Annotated in this window: 14 protein-coding genes; 8 read left to right on the top strand and 6 right to left on the bottom strand. The window is 56.4% G+C overall.

What is annotated here, in order from left to right; genetic code table 11:
- Window positions 1-25 precede the first annotated feature (25 nt).
- The gene (locus tag ACMGF7_RS14025) at window positions 26-1,495 is read left to right on the top strand and encodes a tetratricopeptide repeat protein (RefSeq protein WP_197800790.1); all 1,470 of its coding nucleotides are present in this window, start codon (window positions 26-28) and stop codon (window positions 1,493-1,495) included.
- Between the two features lie 20 nt (window positions 1,496-1,515).
- Window positions 1,516-1,869, top strand: a complete 354-nt coding sequence (gene arsC / locus ACMGF7_RS14020; RefSeq protein WP_044030703.1) for an arsenate reductase (glutaredoxin) — start codon at window positions 1,516-1,518, stop codon at window positions 1,867-1,869.
- Window positions 1,870-1,917: 48 nt separating this feature from the next.
- Here arsC and hda read toward each other — a convergent pair whose 3' ends face one another.
- On the bottom strand, window positions 1,918-2,619 hold the full coding sequence (gene hda / locus ACMGF7_RS14015) for a DnaA inactivator Hda (protein ID WP_025159568.1): 702 nt from the start codon (window positions 2,617-2,619) through the stop codon (window positions 1,918-1,920).
- A 272-nt stretch (window positions 2,620-2,891) separates the two neighbouring features.
- Between hda and ACMGF7_RS14010 the strand changes: the two genes are divergently transcribed.
- Both ACMGF7_RS14010 and ACMGF7_RS14005 read left to right on the top strand, forming a co-directional pair.
- Window positions 2,892-3,407 carry a hypothetical protein gene (locus ACMGF7_RS14010; RefSeq protein WP_019452428.1) on the top strand — a complete coding sequence of 172 codons (516 nt, stop codon included), beginning with the start codon at window positions 2,892-2,894 and terminating at the stop codon, window positions 3,405-3,407.
- Between the two features lie 32 nt (window positions 3,408-3,439).
- Window positions 3,440-3,688: a GlsB/YeaQ/YmgE family stress response membrane protein gene (locus ACMGF7_RS14005; RefSeq protein ID WP_004941647.1), complete on the top strand. Its 249-nt coding sequence runs from the start codon at window positions 3,440-3,442 to the stop codon at window positions 3,686-3,688.
- A gap of 47 nt (window positions 3,689-3,735) precedes the next feature.
- On the opposite strand, the gene uraA is transcribed toward ACMGF7_RS14005, so the two are convergent.
- Together uraA and upp are read right to left on the bottom strand one after the other, a co-directional pair.
- Window positions 3,736-5,025, bottom strand: a complete 1,290-nt coding sequence (gene uraA / locus ACMGF7_RS14000; protein ID WP_004941645.1) for a uracil permease — start codon at window positions 5,023-5,025, stop codon at window positions 3,736-3,738.
- A 76-nt stretch (window positions 5,026-5,101) separates the two neighbouring features.
- A complete protein-coding gene (gene upp / locus ACMGF7_RS13995) occupies window positions 5,102-5,728 on the bottom strand; it encodes a uracil phosphoribosyltransferase (RefSeq protein ID WP_004941642.1) in 627 nt (208 codons plus the stop codon).
- 255 nt (window positions 5,729-5,983) lie between these two features.
- Here upp and purM point away from each other — a divergent pair, with 255 nt between their 5' ends.
- From purM to ACMGF7_RS13975, 4 genes are all read left to right on the top strand, one after another.
- Window positions 5,984-7,021 (top strand): phosphoribosylformylglycinamidine cyclo-ligase, encoded by a 1,038-nt coding sequence (purM, locus tag ACMGF7_RS13990; protein ID WP_033632401.1) that lies wholly within the window; start codon window positions 5,984-5,986, stop codon window positions 7,019-7,021.
- Window positions 7,021-7,659, top strand: coding sequence for a phosphoribosylglycinamide formyltransferase (purN, locus tag ACMGF7_RS13985; RefSeq protein ID WP_063990481.1), 639 nt, complete (start codon window positions 7,021-7,023; stop codon window positions 7,657-7,659). The genes purM and purN overlap by 1 nt, the downstream gene beginning before the upstream one ends.
- Before the next feature lie 113 nt (window positions 7,660-7,772).
- Entirely contained in the window at window positions 7,773-8,324 is a 552-nt protein-coding gene (gene speG, locus ACMGF7_RS13980) for a spermidine N1-acetyltransferase (protein WP_004941631.1), read from the top strand.
- A gap of 200 nt (window positions 8,325-8,524) precedes the next feature.
- The gene (locus ACMGF7_RS13975; protein ID WP_154747544.1) at window positions 8,525-8,740 is read left to right on the top strand and encodes a hypothetical protein; all 216 of its coding nucleotides are present in this window, start codon (window positions 8,525-8,527) and stop codon (window positions 8,738-8,740) included.
- 85 nt (window positions 8,741-8,825) lie between these two features.
- Here ACMGF7_RS13975 and ACMGF7_RS13970 read toward each other — a convergent pair whose 3' ends face one another.
- The 3 genes from ACMGF7_RS13970 to ACMGF7_RS13960 all read right to left on the bottom strand — a co-directional run bounded on the left by ACMGF7_RS13970 (window position 8,826) and on the right by ACMGF7_RS13960 (window position 16,112).
- On the bottom strand, window positions 8,826-9,125 hold the full coding sequence (locus ACMGF7_RS13970) for a hypothetical protein (protein WP_244664511.1): 300 nt from the start codon (window positions 9,123-9,125) through the stop codon (window positions 8,826-8,828).
- Window positions 9,126-9,133: 8 nt separating this feature from the next.
- Window positions 9,134-14,380, bottom strand: a complete 5,247-nt coding sequence (locus ACMGF7_RS13965) for a DUF637 domain-containing protein (RefSeq protein WP_420286484.1) — start codon at window positions 14,378-14,380, stop codon at window positions 9,134-9,136.
- Window positions 14,381-14,444: 64 nt separating this feature from the next.
- Complete coding sequence (locus ACMGF7_RS13960; RefSeq protein ID WP_273875488.1) at window positions 14,445-16,112, bottom strand: ShlB/FhaC/HecB family hemolysin secretion/activation protein; 1,668 nt, start codon at window positions 16,110-16,112, stop codon at window positions 14,445-14,447.
- Window positions 16,113-16,282 lie beyond the last annotated feature (170 nt).

The following is a 16,282-nucleotide window of genomic DNA, read 5'->3' as shown; positions in this document are numbered from 1 at the left end:
GATTATTTAAGGGAAACGCCTGACTATGACCAACCGGTTGACCAAAACCGCGTTAGCGGTGCTGCTGCTCAGCACGCTGAACGCCACCGCCCTGGCGCCAGCACAGGCGGAAAGCCAGGACCAGTTGCCGGATATGGGCACCTCCGCCGGCGGCACCCTGAGCATTGGACAAGAGCTGGCGATGGGCGATTTCTATGTGCGCCAACTGCGCGCCAGCGCCCCGCTGATCAACGATCCGCTGCTGAGCCAGTACATCAATCAGCTGGGCAACCGGCTGGTGGCCAGCGCCTATTCGGTGCGCACGCCGTTCCATTTCTATCTGGTGCGCAACGATGAGATCAACGCCTTCGCCTTCTTCGGCGGCAACGTGGTGCTGCATTCCGCCCTGTTCCGCGTCAGCGACAACGAAAGCCAGCTGGCTTCGGTGCTGGCGCACGAAATCTCGCACGTTACCCAGCGCCACCTGGCGCGCGCCATGGAAGATCAGCAGCGCAACGCCCCGCTGACCTGGGTGGGCGCACTCGGTTCCATTCTGCTGGCGATGGCCAACCCGACCATGGGCATGGCGGCGCTGAGCGGCACCATGGCCGGCACCCAGCAAGGCATGATCAGCTTTACCCAATCGAACGAACAGGAAGCCGACCGCATCGGCATTCAGGTGCTGCAGCGCGCCGGTTTCGATCCGGAAGCCATGCCCGACTTCCTGCAGAAACTCTCGGATCAGTCGCGCTACGCCTCCAAGCCGCCGGAAATGCTGCTGACGCACCCGTTGCCGGACAGCCGCCTCTCCGACGCGCGCAACCGCGCCAACCAGATGCCGAAACACATCGTGCAGTCTTCGCAGGACTACCTGATGGCCAAGGTGCGCGCCCTGGGCATGTACAGCTCGGAAGGCTACGGCCTGAACGAAGAGCTGCTCGGCTCACTCAGCAAGGGCAACGTGCGCGAACAGGCGGCCGCCAAATACGGCCGCGCCATTCTGTTCTATGAAGCGAAAAAATACGACGACGCGCGCAACATCATTCAGCCGATGCTGGCGCAGGATGCGAAAAACGTCTGGCTGCTCGACCTGATGACCGACATCGATCTCGGTCAGAAACGCGCGCCGCAGGCCATCGCCCGCCTGCAGGCGGCCAACGCCGCCCAGAACAACAACCCGGTGCTGCAGCTCAATCTGGCCAACGCCTATGTCGAAGGCAACCAGCCGGCGCAGGCGTCGAAGATCCTGAACCGCTACACCTTTGCCCATCCGGACGATCCGAACGGCTGGGATCTGCTGGCGCAGGCCAGCGCCGCTCAGGGGCTGCGCGATGAAGAGCTGTCGGCCCGCGCCGAAAGCCTGGCGCTGACCGGCCGGCTCGATCAGGCCATCGGCCTGCTCAGCAATGCCAGCTCGCTGCAGAAACTCGGCAGCCTGAAACAGGCGCGCTACGATGCGCGCATCGACCAGCTGCGCCAACTGCAACAGCGCTTCCGCCAATACCAGCGCAGCTGATTCAACAAGGAATGAACGCCATGAAAAACGTCACGATTTACCATAACCCGCGCTGCTCCAAGAGCCGTGAAACCCTGGCGCTGCTGGAGCAGCACGGTGTCGATCCCAAGGTAGTGCTGTACCTCGATACGCCCCCTACGGTCGATGAGCTGAAAAAACTATTGAAAGAACTGGGCTTCACATCGGCGCGCGATCTGATGCGCAAAAAAGAAGATCTGTACAAGGAATTGAAGCTGGCGGACAACAGCCTGAGCGAAGAGCAACTGCTGGCGGCGATGACGGCGAACCCGAAACTGATCGAACGACCGATCGTGGTGAAAGGCAGCAAGGCGCGCATCGGCCGGCCACCGGAGCAGGTGCTGGAGATTTTGTAAATTCGAATTCGGGCGCGGACTATTGCGCCCTTTCTTTTACGGTAGCGGCTACAGCCCCAGGATCTCTTTAACGAACGGGATGGTCAGCTTGCGTTGGGCGGTGATCGAGGCGCGATCGAGCTGATCGAGGGTCATAAACAGCGTGCGCATCTCGCGATCCAGCCGCTTCAGCAGGAAGCGGCCCACGTCTTCCGGCAGCTCGAAGCCGCGCAGTTTGCCGCGCAGCTGCAGCGCCAGCAGCTTCTCTTCGTCCGACAGCGGCTGCAGCTTGTAGATCTGCCCCCAGTCCAGACGCGAAGCCAGATCCGGTAAACGCAGGTTCAGCTGACGCGGCGGGCGATCCCCGGTGATGAACAAACGGGTGCGGCCGGTTTCCAGGATGCGGTTGTAAAGGTTGAAGATCGCCATCTCCCACTCTTCGTCGCCGGCGATGCATTCGATATTGTCGATGCAGACCAGCGCCAGCTGTTCCATGCCGTCCAATACTTCAGGCACGAAGTAAGCGCGCTTGTCGAGCGGCACATAGCCCACCGCTTCCCCCTTCTGCGAAAGCTCGGCACAGGCCGCATGCAGCAAATGGCTGCGCCCGCCGCCTTCACGCGACCAGAAATAGATATAGCTGCCATGTTCCTGACGGACGGCGGATTGGATCGCGGCTAATAGGGATGGGTTCTCGCCCGGATAAAAACTGGCGAAAGTTTCATCATCGGGAAGATAAAGTGGCAGTGAAAGCTGTGCCGGCGTATTCAGAGAAGCACCTCAACCAAAACTGGCAGAAAAACGTGGGCAGTTTAACACAGAAAACGGGCGCTGTTGAACCGGCAGGATCTTATGCCGCAATAGTGAACAATGCCTAAGCGCCGCTTGATTGGCTGCGGCTCCCGCCAAGGCAAGAATTATCCGATATCATTCCCTAAGCCCATGCCTGCGCAGGTTAAATTTGTCATTTAAGCCAAATCTGGCCTAGTATAGGTAGGCTAAACGCAATCACCATCAACAAGGTTTCTGCAAGGATATAGACGATGAAAGTATGGAATAAAGTGCTGTTGGCCTCCTTTATCGGGTTGTTGGTTGCCGGCTGTGATGACTCGTCCAAGGTTGACGCCAACCTGGATAAAGCCAAAGACAGCGCCGAGCAGATGAAAGACGCCGCCCAGAAAAAAGCGGACGATCTGACGGACAAGGCGAAAGCGACGGCGGATGAAATCAAAAAAGAGGCCGCCACGCAGGCTGACCAGCTGAAGGACAAAGCTTCGGCGATTAAAGATGAAGCCGCCAAGCAGGCGGACGCCATCACCAACGACGCCAAGGCCAAGGCCGCCGCGATCAAAGATGACGCCGGCAAGCAGAGCCAGCAGTTGGTGGATCAGGCCAAGGCCATCAAGAACGACGCCATCAACGGCGCCAACGATCTGACCGAGCAGGCCAAGGCCAAGACCGAAGCCATCAAGAACAGCGCCGAAAACAAAGCGCAAGAGTTGAAACAAGAAACCGATGCGGCGGTGAACGGCAATACGCAACCTGCCACCCAGCAATAAGCCATACTCAGCAATAAAGTAAGGAGCAGTAAATGGGGATTATTTCCTGGATTATCTTCGGCCTGATCGCCGGTATTTTAGCTAAGTGGATCATGCCCGGCAAAGACGGCGGCGGCTTTATCCTGACCGTCGTGCTGGGGATCGTCGGCGCCGTGGTCGGCGGCTATATCAGCACCTTCTTCGGCTACGGCAAGGTTGACGGCTTCAACTTCGGCAGCTTCGTGGTGGCGGTTATCGGCGCCATCGTGGTGCTGTTCGTGTACCGCAAAATTCGCAGCTGAGGCGAATGCCATCAGTCAAAAGGGCAGCCCCTGGGCTGCCCTTTTCGTTACTTCTGCTCTGCCGGTTCGTCCGGCGCGTCGAGCACCTCTTCTTCCTTGCGGAACAGGCTGATGACCTTGAACAGCAGGCTCAAGCCAATGCCGACGATGGTCGCCAGCGCCATGCCTTTCAGCTCCGCCGCGCCGATGTGCACCTTGGCGCCGCTCACGCCGATAATCAGGATCACCGAGGTTAAAATCAGGTTTTGCGCTTTATTGTAATCCACTTTGGACTCGATCAACACGCGAATGCCCGAGGCGCCGATCACGCCGTACAGCAGCAGGGAAACGCCGCCCATCACCGGCACCGGCACCGCCTGGATCGCCGCCGCCAGCTTGCCGATGCAGGACAACAGGATCGCCAGCACCGCCGCGCCGCCGATCACCCAGGTGCTGTAGACCTTGGTGATGGCCATCACGCCGATGTTCTCGCCGTAGGTGGTGTTCGGCGTGGAGCCGAAGAAGCCGGAGAATACCGTCGAGATGCCGTTGGCGAACATCGAGCGGTGCAGGCCCGGATCGCGGATCAGGTCTTTTTTCACGATGTTGGCGGTCACCACCAGGTGGCCGACGTGCTCGGCGATCACCACCAGCGCCGCCGGCAGAATGGTGAAGATGGCAAACCACTCAAAGCGCGGGGTGTAGAAGGTCGGCAGCGCGAACCAGTGCGCCTCGCGGATCGGGGTCAAATCCACCACGCCCATGAAGAATGACAACGCATAACCCACCAGCACGCCGATCAGGATCGGGATAATCGCCAGGAAGCCGCGGAACAGCACCGAGCCGAGCACCGTGACCGCCAGCGTCACCAGCGAAATGGTGATGGTGGTCGAGTCGGCGCTGGCGCCTTCCGCCGGCAGCAGCCCCGCCATGTTGGCCGCCACGCCCGCCAGCTCCAGGCCGATGACGGCGACGATCGCCCCCATCGCCGCCGGCGGGAACATCACGTCCAGCCAGCCGGTGCCGGCCTTTTTCACGATCAGCGCCACCAGGCAGAACAGCACGCCGCACATGATGAAACCGCCCAACGCCACTTCGTAACCGAGCGGCAACAGCAGCAGCACCGGCGAGATAAACGCGAAGCTGGAACCGAGGTAGGCCGGGATCTTGCCTTTACAGATGAACAGATACAGCAGCGTGCCGATGCCGTTGAACAGCAGCACGGTCGCTGGGTTGATCTTGAACAGGATAGGCACCAGCACGGTGGCGCCGAACATGGCGAACAGGTGCTGGAAGCTGAGCGGAATGGTCTGGAGCAGCGGCGGGCGCTCGCTGACGCCGATGGCGCGACGGGTCATGTGTGTTTTTCCTCGGTTTATTGGTTTTATAGGTTTTAGTCAAAAAAAAGCCGACTCGTTAAGTCGGCTCAAATGTTTACTTGGTACCAAATATCTTGTCGCCCGCATCGCCCAGGCCAGGCACGATGTAGCCCTTATCGTTCAGACACTGATCGATGGAGGCGGTGTACAGTTCAACGTCCGGGTGCGCTTTCTCCAGCGCGGCGATGCCTTCCGGCGCCGCCACCAGGACCAGCACCTTGATGCTGTGGCAGCCGGCTTTCTTCAGCAGATCGATAGTGGCGATCATCGAACCGCCGGTGGCCAGCATCGGGTCGACGACCAGCGCCATGCGCTCTTCGATGTTGGAAACCAGCTTCTGGAAGTACGGCACCGGCTCCAGGGTTTCTTCATCGCGGTAAACGCCCACCACGCTGATGCGCGCGCTCGGCACGTGCTCCAGCACCCCTTCCATCATGCCCAGACCGGCGCGCAGGATTGGCACTACGGTAATCTTTTTCCCTTTGATCTGGTCCACTTCAACTGGCCCGCACCAGCCTTCGATGGTGACTTTTTCCGTCTCCAGATCGGCGGTCGCTTCATAGGTCAGTAAACTACCCACTTCTGAGGCCAGCTCACGGAAGCGTTTGGTGCTGATGTCATTTTCGCGCATCAGGCCAAGCTTGTGTTTTACCAGCGGGTGTTTCACCTCAACGATCTTCATCATTTTTCTCCTATTAAGGTGGTTGCGGCCAAAAAAATCGCGGGATTATACCTCCTTTTTTTCGCTGCGCCACCCACAATAGCCCGATCGGGATCAACAAAAGTTTGAATATCAGTATAGATGACGAAAAAGCGGAGCCGGTTCACAAGCCGCTCGCAAACGTTTGCCTGCGCTGTTAGAATTGCCGCGCCTTATTCCGGAATCAACATCGGAAGCACAGTTTTCAAACCGCAAACCGTCGTGGGGAATCGCGCAGTGACCGACAAAACCTCTCTCAGCTATAAAGACGCAGGTGTCGATATCGATGCAGGCAACGCATTGGTAGATCGCATCAAAGGTGTAGTTAAACAGACCCGTCGCCCGGAAGTGATGGGCGGTCTGGGCGGGTTTGGCGCCCTGTGTGCGTTGCCGCAGAAATACCGCGAGCCGGTGCTGGTTTCCGGTACCGACGGCGTGGGCACCAAGCTGCGTCTGGCGATGGATCTGAAACGCCACGACACCATCGGCATCGATCTGGTGGCGATGTGCGTCAACGATCTGGTGGTTCAGGGCGCCGAGCCGCTGTTCTTCCTCGACTACTACGCCACCGGCAAGCTGGATGTGGACACCGCGGCCAGCGTGATCACCGGCATCGCCGAAGGCTGCAAGCAGTCCGGCTGTGCGCTGGTGGGCGGCGAAACCGCTGAAATGCCGGGCATGTACCACGGCGAAGATTACGACGTGGCCGGTTTCTGCGTCGGCGTAGTCGAAAAATCCGAGATCATCGACGGCAGCAAAGTGCAGTCCGGCGATGCGCTGATCGCCCTGGGCGCTTCCGGCCCGCACTCCAACGGCTACTCGCTGGTGCGCAAGATCCTGGAAGTGAGCAACACCGATCCGACCGCCACCCAGCTGGAAGGCAAACCGCTGGCCGACCACCTGCTGGCGCCGACCAAGATTTACGTGAAGTCCGTGCTGGAACTGATCGAGAAGGCGGACGTCCACGCCATCGCTCACCTCACCGGCGGCGGCTTCTGGGAAAACATTCCGCGCGTGCTGCCGGAAGGCATGCAGGCGGTGATCGACGAAGCCAGCTGGCAGTGGCCGGCGGTGTTCACCTGGCTGCAGCAGGCCGGCAACGTCAGCCGTCATGAAATGTACCGCACCTTCAACTGCGGCGTAGGCATGGTCATCGCCCTGCCGGAAGCCGAAGTGGAAACGGCCATCGCGCTGCTGACCGCGGCAGGTGAAAAAGCGTGGAAAATCGGTAAACTGACCGCCTCTTCCGACGAACAACAAGTGGTCATCAACTGATGAAAAAGATCGTGGTGTTGGTCTCCGGCCAGGGGAGCAATCTCCAGGCGCTGATTGACGCCTGCCAGCAGGGCCGCATCGCCGCCGAGATCGTAGCGGTGTTCAGCAACAAGGCGCAGGCTTACGGCCTGCAACGCGCCGAAGCGGCGGGCATCGCCGCCCAGGCGCTGGATGCCAAGGCTTACGCCGATCGCGCGGCGTTCGACGCTGCGCTGGCGGACGCCATCGACCAACATCAGCCCGATCTGGTGGTGCTGGCCGGCTACATGCGCATCCTCAGCCCGCAGTTCGTGCAGCGCTATGCCGGCCGCATGCTGAACATCCATCCTTCCCTGCTGCCGAAATACCCGGGGCTGCATACCCACCGTCAGGCCATCGACAACGGCGACAGCGAACACGGCACCTCGGTGCACTTCGTGACCGAACAGCTCGACGGCGGCCCGGTGATCTTGCAGGCCAAGGTGCCGATTTTCGCTGACGATGAAGAGGATGACGTGGTTGAACGGGTGCAAACCCAGGAACACACGATCTATCCACTGGTAGTGAGCTGGTTCGTCGACGGCCGCCTGGCGATGCGCGATGGCGCCGCCTGGCTGGACGGCGAACGCCTGCCTGAGCAGGGTCACGCCGCCGACTGATGCGCGCAGCCTGAACCTTGCCTAAACGGCGCCCGTGCGGCGCCGTTTTTTTTCGCCTTCCCCCTTCCCGGGACGTTATACTTTGCACAATTTCACGGCACAGAGGAGCCCACATGTCCAGCACTGCCAGCGTCAGGTTACGCCCATTGGAACGGGACGATCTGTCGTTCGTCCACCAGATGGACAACAACGCCAGCGTTATGCGCTATTGGTTTGAAGAACCCTACGAAGCCTTTGTCGAGCTTTCCGATCTCTACGACAAACACATCCACGATCAGAGCGAGCGTCGCTTTATCATCGAGCACGAAGGCGCCAAGGTCGGCCTGGTGGAGCTGGTGGAGATCGATCACATCCACCGCCGCGCTGAGTTCCAGATCATCATCGATCCCGCCCACCAGGGCAAAGGCTACGCCAGCACCGCCGCCCGTCTGGCGATGGACTACGGCTTCTCGGTGCTGAACCTGTATAAGCTGTACCTGATCGTCGACAAGGAGAACCCGAAGGCGATCCACATCTACAGCAAGCTGGGCTTCAACGTGGAAGGCGAGCTGATCGACGAGTTCTTCGTCAACGGCGAATACCGCACCGTGCTGCGCATGTGCATCTTCCAGCCGCAATATCTGGCGAAGTTCAAAACGCCCAATGATAAGCCGCTGGTGAAGTGACGCTTAGCGAGAAAAAGAGAAAACCCGCCCAGGCGGGTTTTTTATTGGGAAATAAGAAGCTAGTATTAAGGGATGCTCTTTATCGTCAGGAAATAGCCTGATTAATAAGAAAATGAATAATATTCCCCAAGATAATTAATCGAAAAATAATTAATAGTGATAGTAAGAGTAACCCTCTGCCTCTACAAAGGAAAAATGCCATGACGACCGTTTCAAACCTGCTGCTTTTTATCGGCCTGACGATGCTCGCCATCGCCGCCGGGCTGAATACCTATAGCGGCTACGCGCCTGCAGATCCCAATAGCACTCAGCTATTTTCCCCGCTCTGGTGGACACGCTGGTTCCCGCTCTATGCCTCGGGGGCCGCGTTGCTGCTGGTGGGGGTGGTGCTGCGGGTTTCTGGGCGGGGACGATAAAAACAGAAAACGGCTCCGAAGAGCCGTTCTCATTAAATTTCACATTTTCACCGAAAAATCTGTAGCCTGACAAAGGTGGTTTTTCTCAGTAAAAATCTTGGTCTATAAGCCCTTCTGATTTCAAAATAGATAAGAACCGAACATATGCTTTCTCATCATATTCAAGCACATCATCCAATAGACTCTCGTCAATAAGAGAATGATGAAAAACCCCATGATCATAATAAACAAACTGCCCCTCTAATCGAGGATCAACAACAGTTACTGAATCCATATTAATTGCCGTCAACCCACCACTATTTCTCGGCAAACCCAAAACTACTGTTTGTGAGTTGAACTCGACCCAGTAAATAGCAAACACATTGATCTCTTTACCATCTTTCATTTGAACTATCATGGCTTTTTACCTTCATTCAATGAGGGGCCGGGTTGAATAGTACTACGTTTGGGTGAGGTTATCTTCATATCATACGCCTTGCCTGTGTTCGAGTTGAACTGATAATGAATGCTTATTGTACTTCCATCAGGCAAATAATGTGTTGCATCCATTTTCTGGAATCCTGCTTCAACCGGGAAACGAGAGTCATTATTCAATCCTTTCAGTGGGGTTCCGTGCTCTGGGTTGTTTCTCACTATATTCCAAAGAACTTGCTCATTTAAATCGCGTGGTGAAGTAACTTGTATCCCTTTCGCCGTAGATATCCCCTCAGCATCTTTGATTAACTTCTGCATCTGTTGGCTTAGACCAACGAGATTGGGCGATTTAAATGCAGCCTTCTCAGCTGCCTTAATGGTGTTGGTAGTCACCTTAACACCCAGCTTACCTGCGCCGGCCGCCCCTGCAAACAGCCCTAGCCCAGCCATCGTCAGTTTACCGAACTCCAGACCTGCACCATAAGCGCCATCCACGCCCGCATTTTCATATTTTGTCTTGAATGTTTCGACCCGCCCCAGGTATTCCTGTCTTACACTTTCGCCGATAATCGAGAAGCGGTCATCGCTCTTTATCAGAGCTATTAATGCATCCGCGGCCTCACGTGGATTGCTGGCCACGGCGACTAAACCATCCACCGTATCGCTGATTTCAACCGGGATGCCGGAGACTACACCCGCCGCAAAGGCGCCATCCTGCGTATGACTCGTTATTCCCCAACTAGCCAACACCAACGCTTTATCCAGCAGCGATTTCGCGGCCGCCAAATCTTTCTCCATCAATTCTTGCTGTTTGTGGCTGAGATAGTTGTATCGGAACGCATTCTCACCACCGATGGCACCGCTGTAAGCACCATCAGGCTTGCCGGTGAAGACTGCGCCTGCGGCAGCGCCCAGTACTCGTGCCATCTGCGCCTGCTGTTCCGATTTCTTCTGCCACTCCTCCGGCTTGATAATATTGTCGCCCAATATCACCCCGGCCAGCTCCGCCGCCAGCGCCCCGGCCGCCGCGCCTTTGGCATTACCCTTGCCGATTTCTGCGGCCACGCCCGCCAGAACGGCATGACTTACGGCCCGGCCCGGTATATCGAGAACCTGACCGTTATCCCCGATCAGATTGGCGCCCTCGGCCTGAACCTGGCTGCCGATGTTCGCCAACAGCGCATTGGTCAAGTTGTCTTTGAAGCTGCCGCCGTTGATGGCGGTATTCAGGCTGGAACTGATGACCGATTGCCCCGCTACACGCTGAGCAATCTTGCTCCACCCCTCGTCCTTTATCAGCGCTGGCAATCGCGCCTTGTCTGCCGGCACATTGGTGTCCAGCACCTGATCAAAGCCCGCCAGTGCACCACCAATTGCCATTGCCGTCGCCGTCGCCTTGACCGTCTCACTACTGCCCAATACTTTCAGGGTTTTTGACAAATTGCCCTGATTATCGACCAGTGCCACCGCCACCTGGGAAGCCAGCGACGTCATGCCGGCGTAAGCCGAGCCATACACTGCCGACGAAGCGGTCGCACCGGCCACACCGGTGGCGGTCACGGCACTTTGGCCGGCCGCTGCAGCAAGACCGGCTCCTGCGGTAACCGCCGCCGCTGCGATGGCAATCACCGCCGCGACCGCCGGATTCAGGTGCTGGCTCTTGTAGTCCCAGCTATCATAAGCGTCCTTAACCACAGACCACTGCACGTCGTTACGGGTATTGAGATCTTTGAGCCAGTCCGTACCCGGTGTATTGCCCAACGCGGCTACCGCGTTTTGCAATGTCTGGCCGTTCTTCAACTTTACGTCAGCAGTAATACCCTGAGCCGCATCAACCGTTAACTTTCCGCCTGTATAAATACTTGGCAACACCCATTTATTGTCTTCATAGCCCCGGTTGGACTGAGTAATATAAAATCCTTTAGAAGACGTAACCGTTTGTTCAAATCCGGTATTTTTTACTGCACGGAAGTTGATTTTGCCCTGTGCACTGGTCAATCGTGCATTTTGCCCAGCCGCAATTTTACTGGCCTCGTAGGTGCTGTCGTCGCGGCTCAGCAGGTTGATGTCATCGCCGGCAGAAAACTCAGTGACCTTATTGACGACGTCGTGACGGGTTTGCTTAACCTCGTTTTTTTTACCCCACCACTTACGCTTAACCTCTTTCTTTTCGTAGTGGCTAGATTCTTCCATTGCCTGGGCATAGAGATACCCGCCTTTAGCGGCCACATCCAACGCCCCTTTAGCCGTCAATTTAGTGGCCTGGAACAAGATACTGCCGTTGGAAATAACGGTCATCAGACCGCCCGCGTTGAGTTCACTGCCTTGTTGGGCCAGGCTTTCCGTATACTCGTTACCTCCCTCCCGATAGGTATAATTTTGCACCGCGTCAAAACGCATGTTGCCGCCGGCGCTCAATGTCATATCACCACCAGACAACAATGCCGAACCACTGGCCGACAGCTCCTCGTTCGACGCCAACGTCAAGTTTTTCCCTGCACGCACAAAAGTGGTTAGGTGGCGATCGTCCCTGTTGTTGTCGTTGGTAGCATCAAGATACGAATAGCCCTGCGAACCCAACCAGAGATTACGGCCAGCATAGGCTGTAACATTACCGTCCGAATAAAGATAAGCCCCCGGTGCGGCGATATCCATGCCGGCTGAAATCTGCAGGCTGCGCATGCCGTTGATACTGGCACGCAATTCGGGCGTTCGGGATGAACTAAAATAATGGCTATAGCTTGGATTAACCGTTCTTAGTCCGAGAAGAACACTTTTTCCTGCGTTCAACACCATATCCAATGTTGCTTTCAGATAGGTTCCCGGCAGATCGATATTTTCACCGGCAATAATCGTGATGTTTTCTCTCACCTCTGCCTTGCCAGGTGCGGCAAACGCCCGATTAAAATGCTGCTGGCCAGAGACACGTTCAGTACTTGTGAGTAGAGCCGACGGGGGCAATAAACGATCGTTATTGAAGATCGTGAAACTTTTTCCTGCCATGCCGGTGATGTTCCAACCAACATGCAGTTCGGTGTCATTCAGTAAGATGTTTTTTCCTGCATTCACCGTCAGGTCATTGGCCGTGATGTTGGCAAATGCCACGTTGCCATCGGGATGAAAATAGCGGGTTGTTATTGCTGAATGGCTTTTGATATCCCCTGAGCGGCTGATCAAATTAACCTGTGCACCCTGAAGTCGGCTTTGCCAAGCGTCAATATTGTTGATAGCCGTTATCGATAGCTCTCTGCCGGCAGACAGTGCGGCCTGACCAAGGTTGACCTGATCGTCCGCCTGGATGGTCAAGTCGGTACGTGCGCCAACGCCATCTGTAATAAAAATATTATTGGCATGCATCACAATGTTATTTGCGTTGACGGCCTTCGCACGTGGAGCAATACCGACCTCTTGAGTTCGCGTGGGATCATAAGGGAGTGCAGTATCAAAGTTAATGGTGTTTTTAAAATCAGCAACCAGATTCCCCCCAGCAGAAATGACTGAATTGATGTTCCCTTCATTCCTCCAAGCTTGGGATGCTCCGTCGGCACGAATAAAACTCAAAGGAGGAAGGATCCAACCAATTTTTTTATATTCGCCATATACATCCGTATCTGGAGAGAAGCGAGTATAAGTTCTGAGCGAGCCAATAGCTTGGCTATTCAGAGTCAAATCACTTCCTGTCAAAATAATATTTTTATTAGCACGAATTTCACTTAAATGATTATAAAGCGAGGATGCGTTCACATACAGATTAGCGCCAGCGTCAATACGACCTGCGGCTGATACTCCTTGAACAAATTTTTTCTTTGTTTCATTATTTATCCAAATATCCCGAGGAGTGTATATACCCGCAACACACTCCCACCCATCACTGCATTCAATCTTGAAATAATCATTTGTAACCTTCAGGTCATTATTATAAAAATCATTCCGGTCGCGAATATTCCCCGTTTTTCGTGCGTTATATATCTCACCAAAAAGCCGCATGCCCTCTTCATCAACTTTATCAGGACGTTCCCCCATGACAAAATTATCAACAACGTTATTCAAGCGTTCAGTTCGTATAACCAAATCACCGCTATTAGTCTTGATGGTCGCTGAGCGGTTTTCAATCAGGTTAGCCTTGTTGCCCTGCGCGTCCTTCTGGATCCACAGATTGTTATTGGCATGGATTTTGGTATCGGCACCTATGTTACGCACCGTATCGCTGAACACGCGAATATCGCGGCTGGCGGTAATTTGCCAGGCGTTTGTGAGCGTTTGGCTGGCCAGCGTAGCGTCCTGATCCGCCTGTACCACGCTCCATGGCGCTACAAGCAGCTCTTTCGCGCTGACGTTAAGGTCGGTCTTACTGTGCGTAGTGCCGTTAAGGGTGATTTTACCGTTCACGTTCAGCGTGATATCTCGCTGATTGGTGATAAGGTCTTTCAGGTTAACCCCTACCCCATCCTCATTGGCCACCAGGCGGATTTTGTTGGCGTACATGCCGCCCAGTGCCTTGGTGTCCACCGCCAACACTGGTTTGGCGCCTTCGCCGGCGATCGGCTTGATGGTGCCGTCTTTAAAACTGACGCGGTTGGCGCCCTGTGTCAGCGACAGATTGTTGGCGTTGATTTGCCCATTCACTTCGGTGGCGCGACTGAGGATATCGACGTAGTCGGCACTGTAGCCATCCAGCCCTTTACTGCCAATGATGACACTGCCTTTTTTCACCTCGAGCGCCTCCAGCGCGCCCTGCTTGTCGAACTGCGGTTTGCCGGTGGTCAGCGTCACGCCCGGCGCATTGATAAAACCGCAGCCGTCGCAGGTGATGCCGTTGGGGTTGGCTATCATCACGTTGGCTTTATTGCCGAACACCTCGAGTTTGCCCTGCAGCTCGGAACGTCTGCCGCCGGTGACTTCGTTGATGATCAGCTCCGCGGCCTTGCCTTTGAGATTGCCGTTGGCATTCAACTGCCCGGCCAACTGCGACTGACCGGCGGCGGTGGCGTTGTTCAATACGGCCCCGGGGGCTGCCACGTTAAAATCTTTATAGCTGTTATGCGAAATGCCCGCCGCGTTGGGCGTGGCGATATTGACTACCGGCACATTGCCCTGCTGTACCTGCGTATTGCCGTTGGCGGCGTTGATGCCGGCAGCAAACGCCGGGTGCAGTGGCGTCACCGCCGTGGTGTAAATCAGCAGGTAACTAGCGCCCCGCGCCAGCGGATGTTTGAACTTATCCATGCTCATTCCTTTGAAAGGATGTTGGTTTTTGAGCGCATGCAAGCGCCGATGCTGTGTGCTGGCGTTATAACGTGGCGGTGGCCTGCCAGTAGGCCACCCAAATATCGGGTTTCAGGCTGTTCGGGTGCACCAGCGGTTTGCCAACGGTGAACGACTGGTTGAACATCCTGTTATTCATTGCCAGACCCAGGGCGGCACCGGCTATGCTGCCGCCATCCACCCGATGTGCCTCGCTGCGCAACCAGCCGCCGTCCAGCGCAGCGGTCAGCGAAACGTCACCGATGACCGGCACAGTGCCGAGCTGCTTGTTCAGTTCGTTGCGCCAGTAGGCGCCGCGGTTGCCGGTCAGATATTGCTCCTTGAAGCCGCGCACCGAGTATTGCCCACCGACGGAGAGCCGCTCCCCGCTATACAGATTATCGGCGCTGGCCTGGCCGTAGGCGGAGGTCAGGTAATAGAGCGACGGCGTCAGTGGGTAAAAGTAGCTGGCGCTCAGGCTGAGCTTGCGGAACTCGCTGCGCGGCGCTCCGTCGCGCTCCGGATCGTCGGCGGTGGCGCCCAGCATGCGCAGCCCGCGGCTTACCGTCGGGTTCAGCGTCATATAGCCGCCGCCCGCGACCGCGCTGTAATTGAGGCCCAGGCTGGCAATGCTGAGCGTCGGGCTGCTGACGCCCAACCGTTCACCCGCCAGCTTATTTTCCGTGGTGCGCCGCGCCAGCCCGATATCGACGGCCAGCTTGCGTTTGCCATCCCGCAGCAACGTGCGGTTGGCGCCTAAACGCTGGGTCTGGTTATTGCCCTGATAGCGGTAAGCCGCGCCGTTGAATGGCACCTGCTGGAAAAAATCGTTCCAGGCGTACTGGTAGCTGAACAGCCAATAGCCATAGGGTAAGTTGACGCTGCCGTTCAGGCTGCGGCTGCGATGATGCGGGCTGAAATCGTTATTGCGCGCTGCGGAGAGCGACCACTGGTCGGCCAGGCGCAGCGGGTTGTCCAGCACCACGCCGGCATTCATCTGCCCGGTGCCGGTGCTTTTCTGGCCGCTGTTATCGGCGCCGAAAGAGAAAGAGACCGGCGCGCGCGTGGCGCCACGCAGCAAAACCACTTTGGAAAAGCCGGGTTGCTCGCCAGGTTGAATATCGATGGTCACCTGCTGCGAAGCCAGCCGGTTGAGCTGCTCCATGCCCTGCTCGATATCGCGCAGATTCAATACGTCGCCGACCAGGCCGGGGAACGCCATCTTCAACGCCGGCGTCTGCTCGCCGCTCTGCGTGATGGACTCGATTCGCCCTTCGCTGACGCTGATGACCAACACGCCACGGGAGATATCCTGCTCCTGCAGCCAGGCCTGCGAAGTGACATAGCCGCGTTGCAGATAAGCATTGGTGGTTTCGCGCACCAGACGGTTGATGTGCTCCAGCGTCAGACAGCTTCCCTGATACGGGCGCGCCAGGCTTTCTTTCACCGACCAAGAAAGATGCTCGGCGCTCTCAAAAACAATCTGCCGCACCGGCTGGCAAACCGCTCCTGCGGCGGCTGGCACAGGCAGCGGTAACGCCGGCAATTCAACGTTATTTTGCAGCGCCTCGCGCTGTTGCTGGGCCTGTTCCAGCAACGTTTTCTGCTGTTGGGTAATGCTGTCGCGATCGGCAGGGCTGGTGATTTCCGCGCACCACGCCGAGCTGCAAAACGCCAAAAGCACAGGCCAAATCCTCGGCTTCCATGCACACATTTAAATACATCTATTTACGTTAATTTACATACCTTAGCGGAGTATATACATTTTATGCCACCAATCAATAATAATGAGAATTATTTTTGTTTGATCTAAATCACAACGCGGAAAAAATGCGCATATGCCACAGCTACTGCAGCTTATTACCCAGAGTGCATTTAATTAAT

It is taken from the genome of Serratia sp. BNK-17 (assembly GCF_048684935.1).
Classification (GTDB): Bacteria; Pseudomonadota; Gammaproteobacteria; order Enterobacterales; family Enterobacteriaceae; genus Serratia; species Serratia nematodiphila.
The sequence above is the reverse complement of the archived record's forward strand: the minus strand, read 5'-3'. Positions and strand labels throughout refer to the sequence as shown.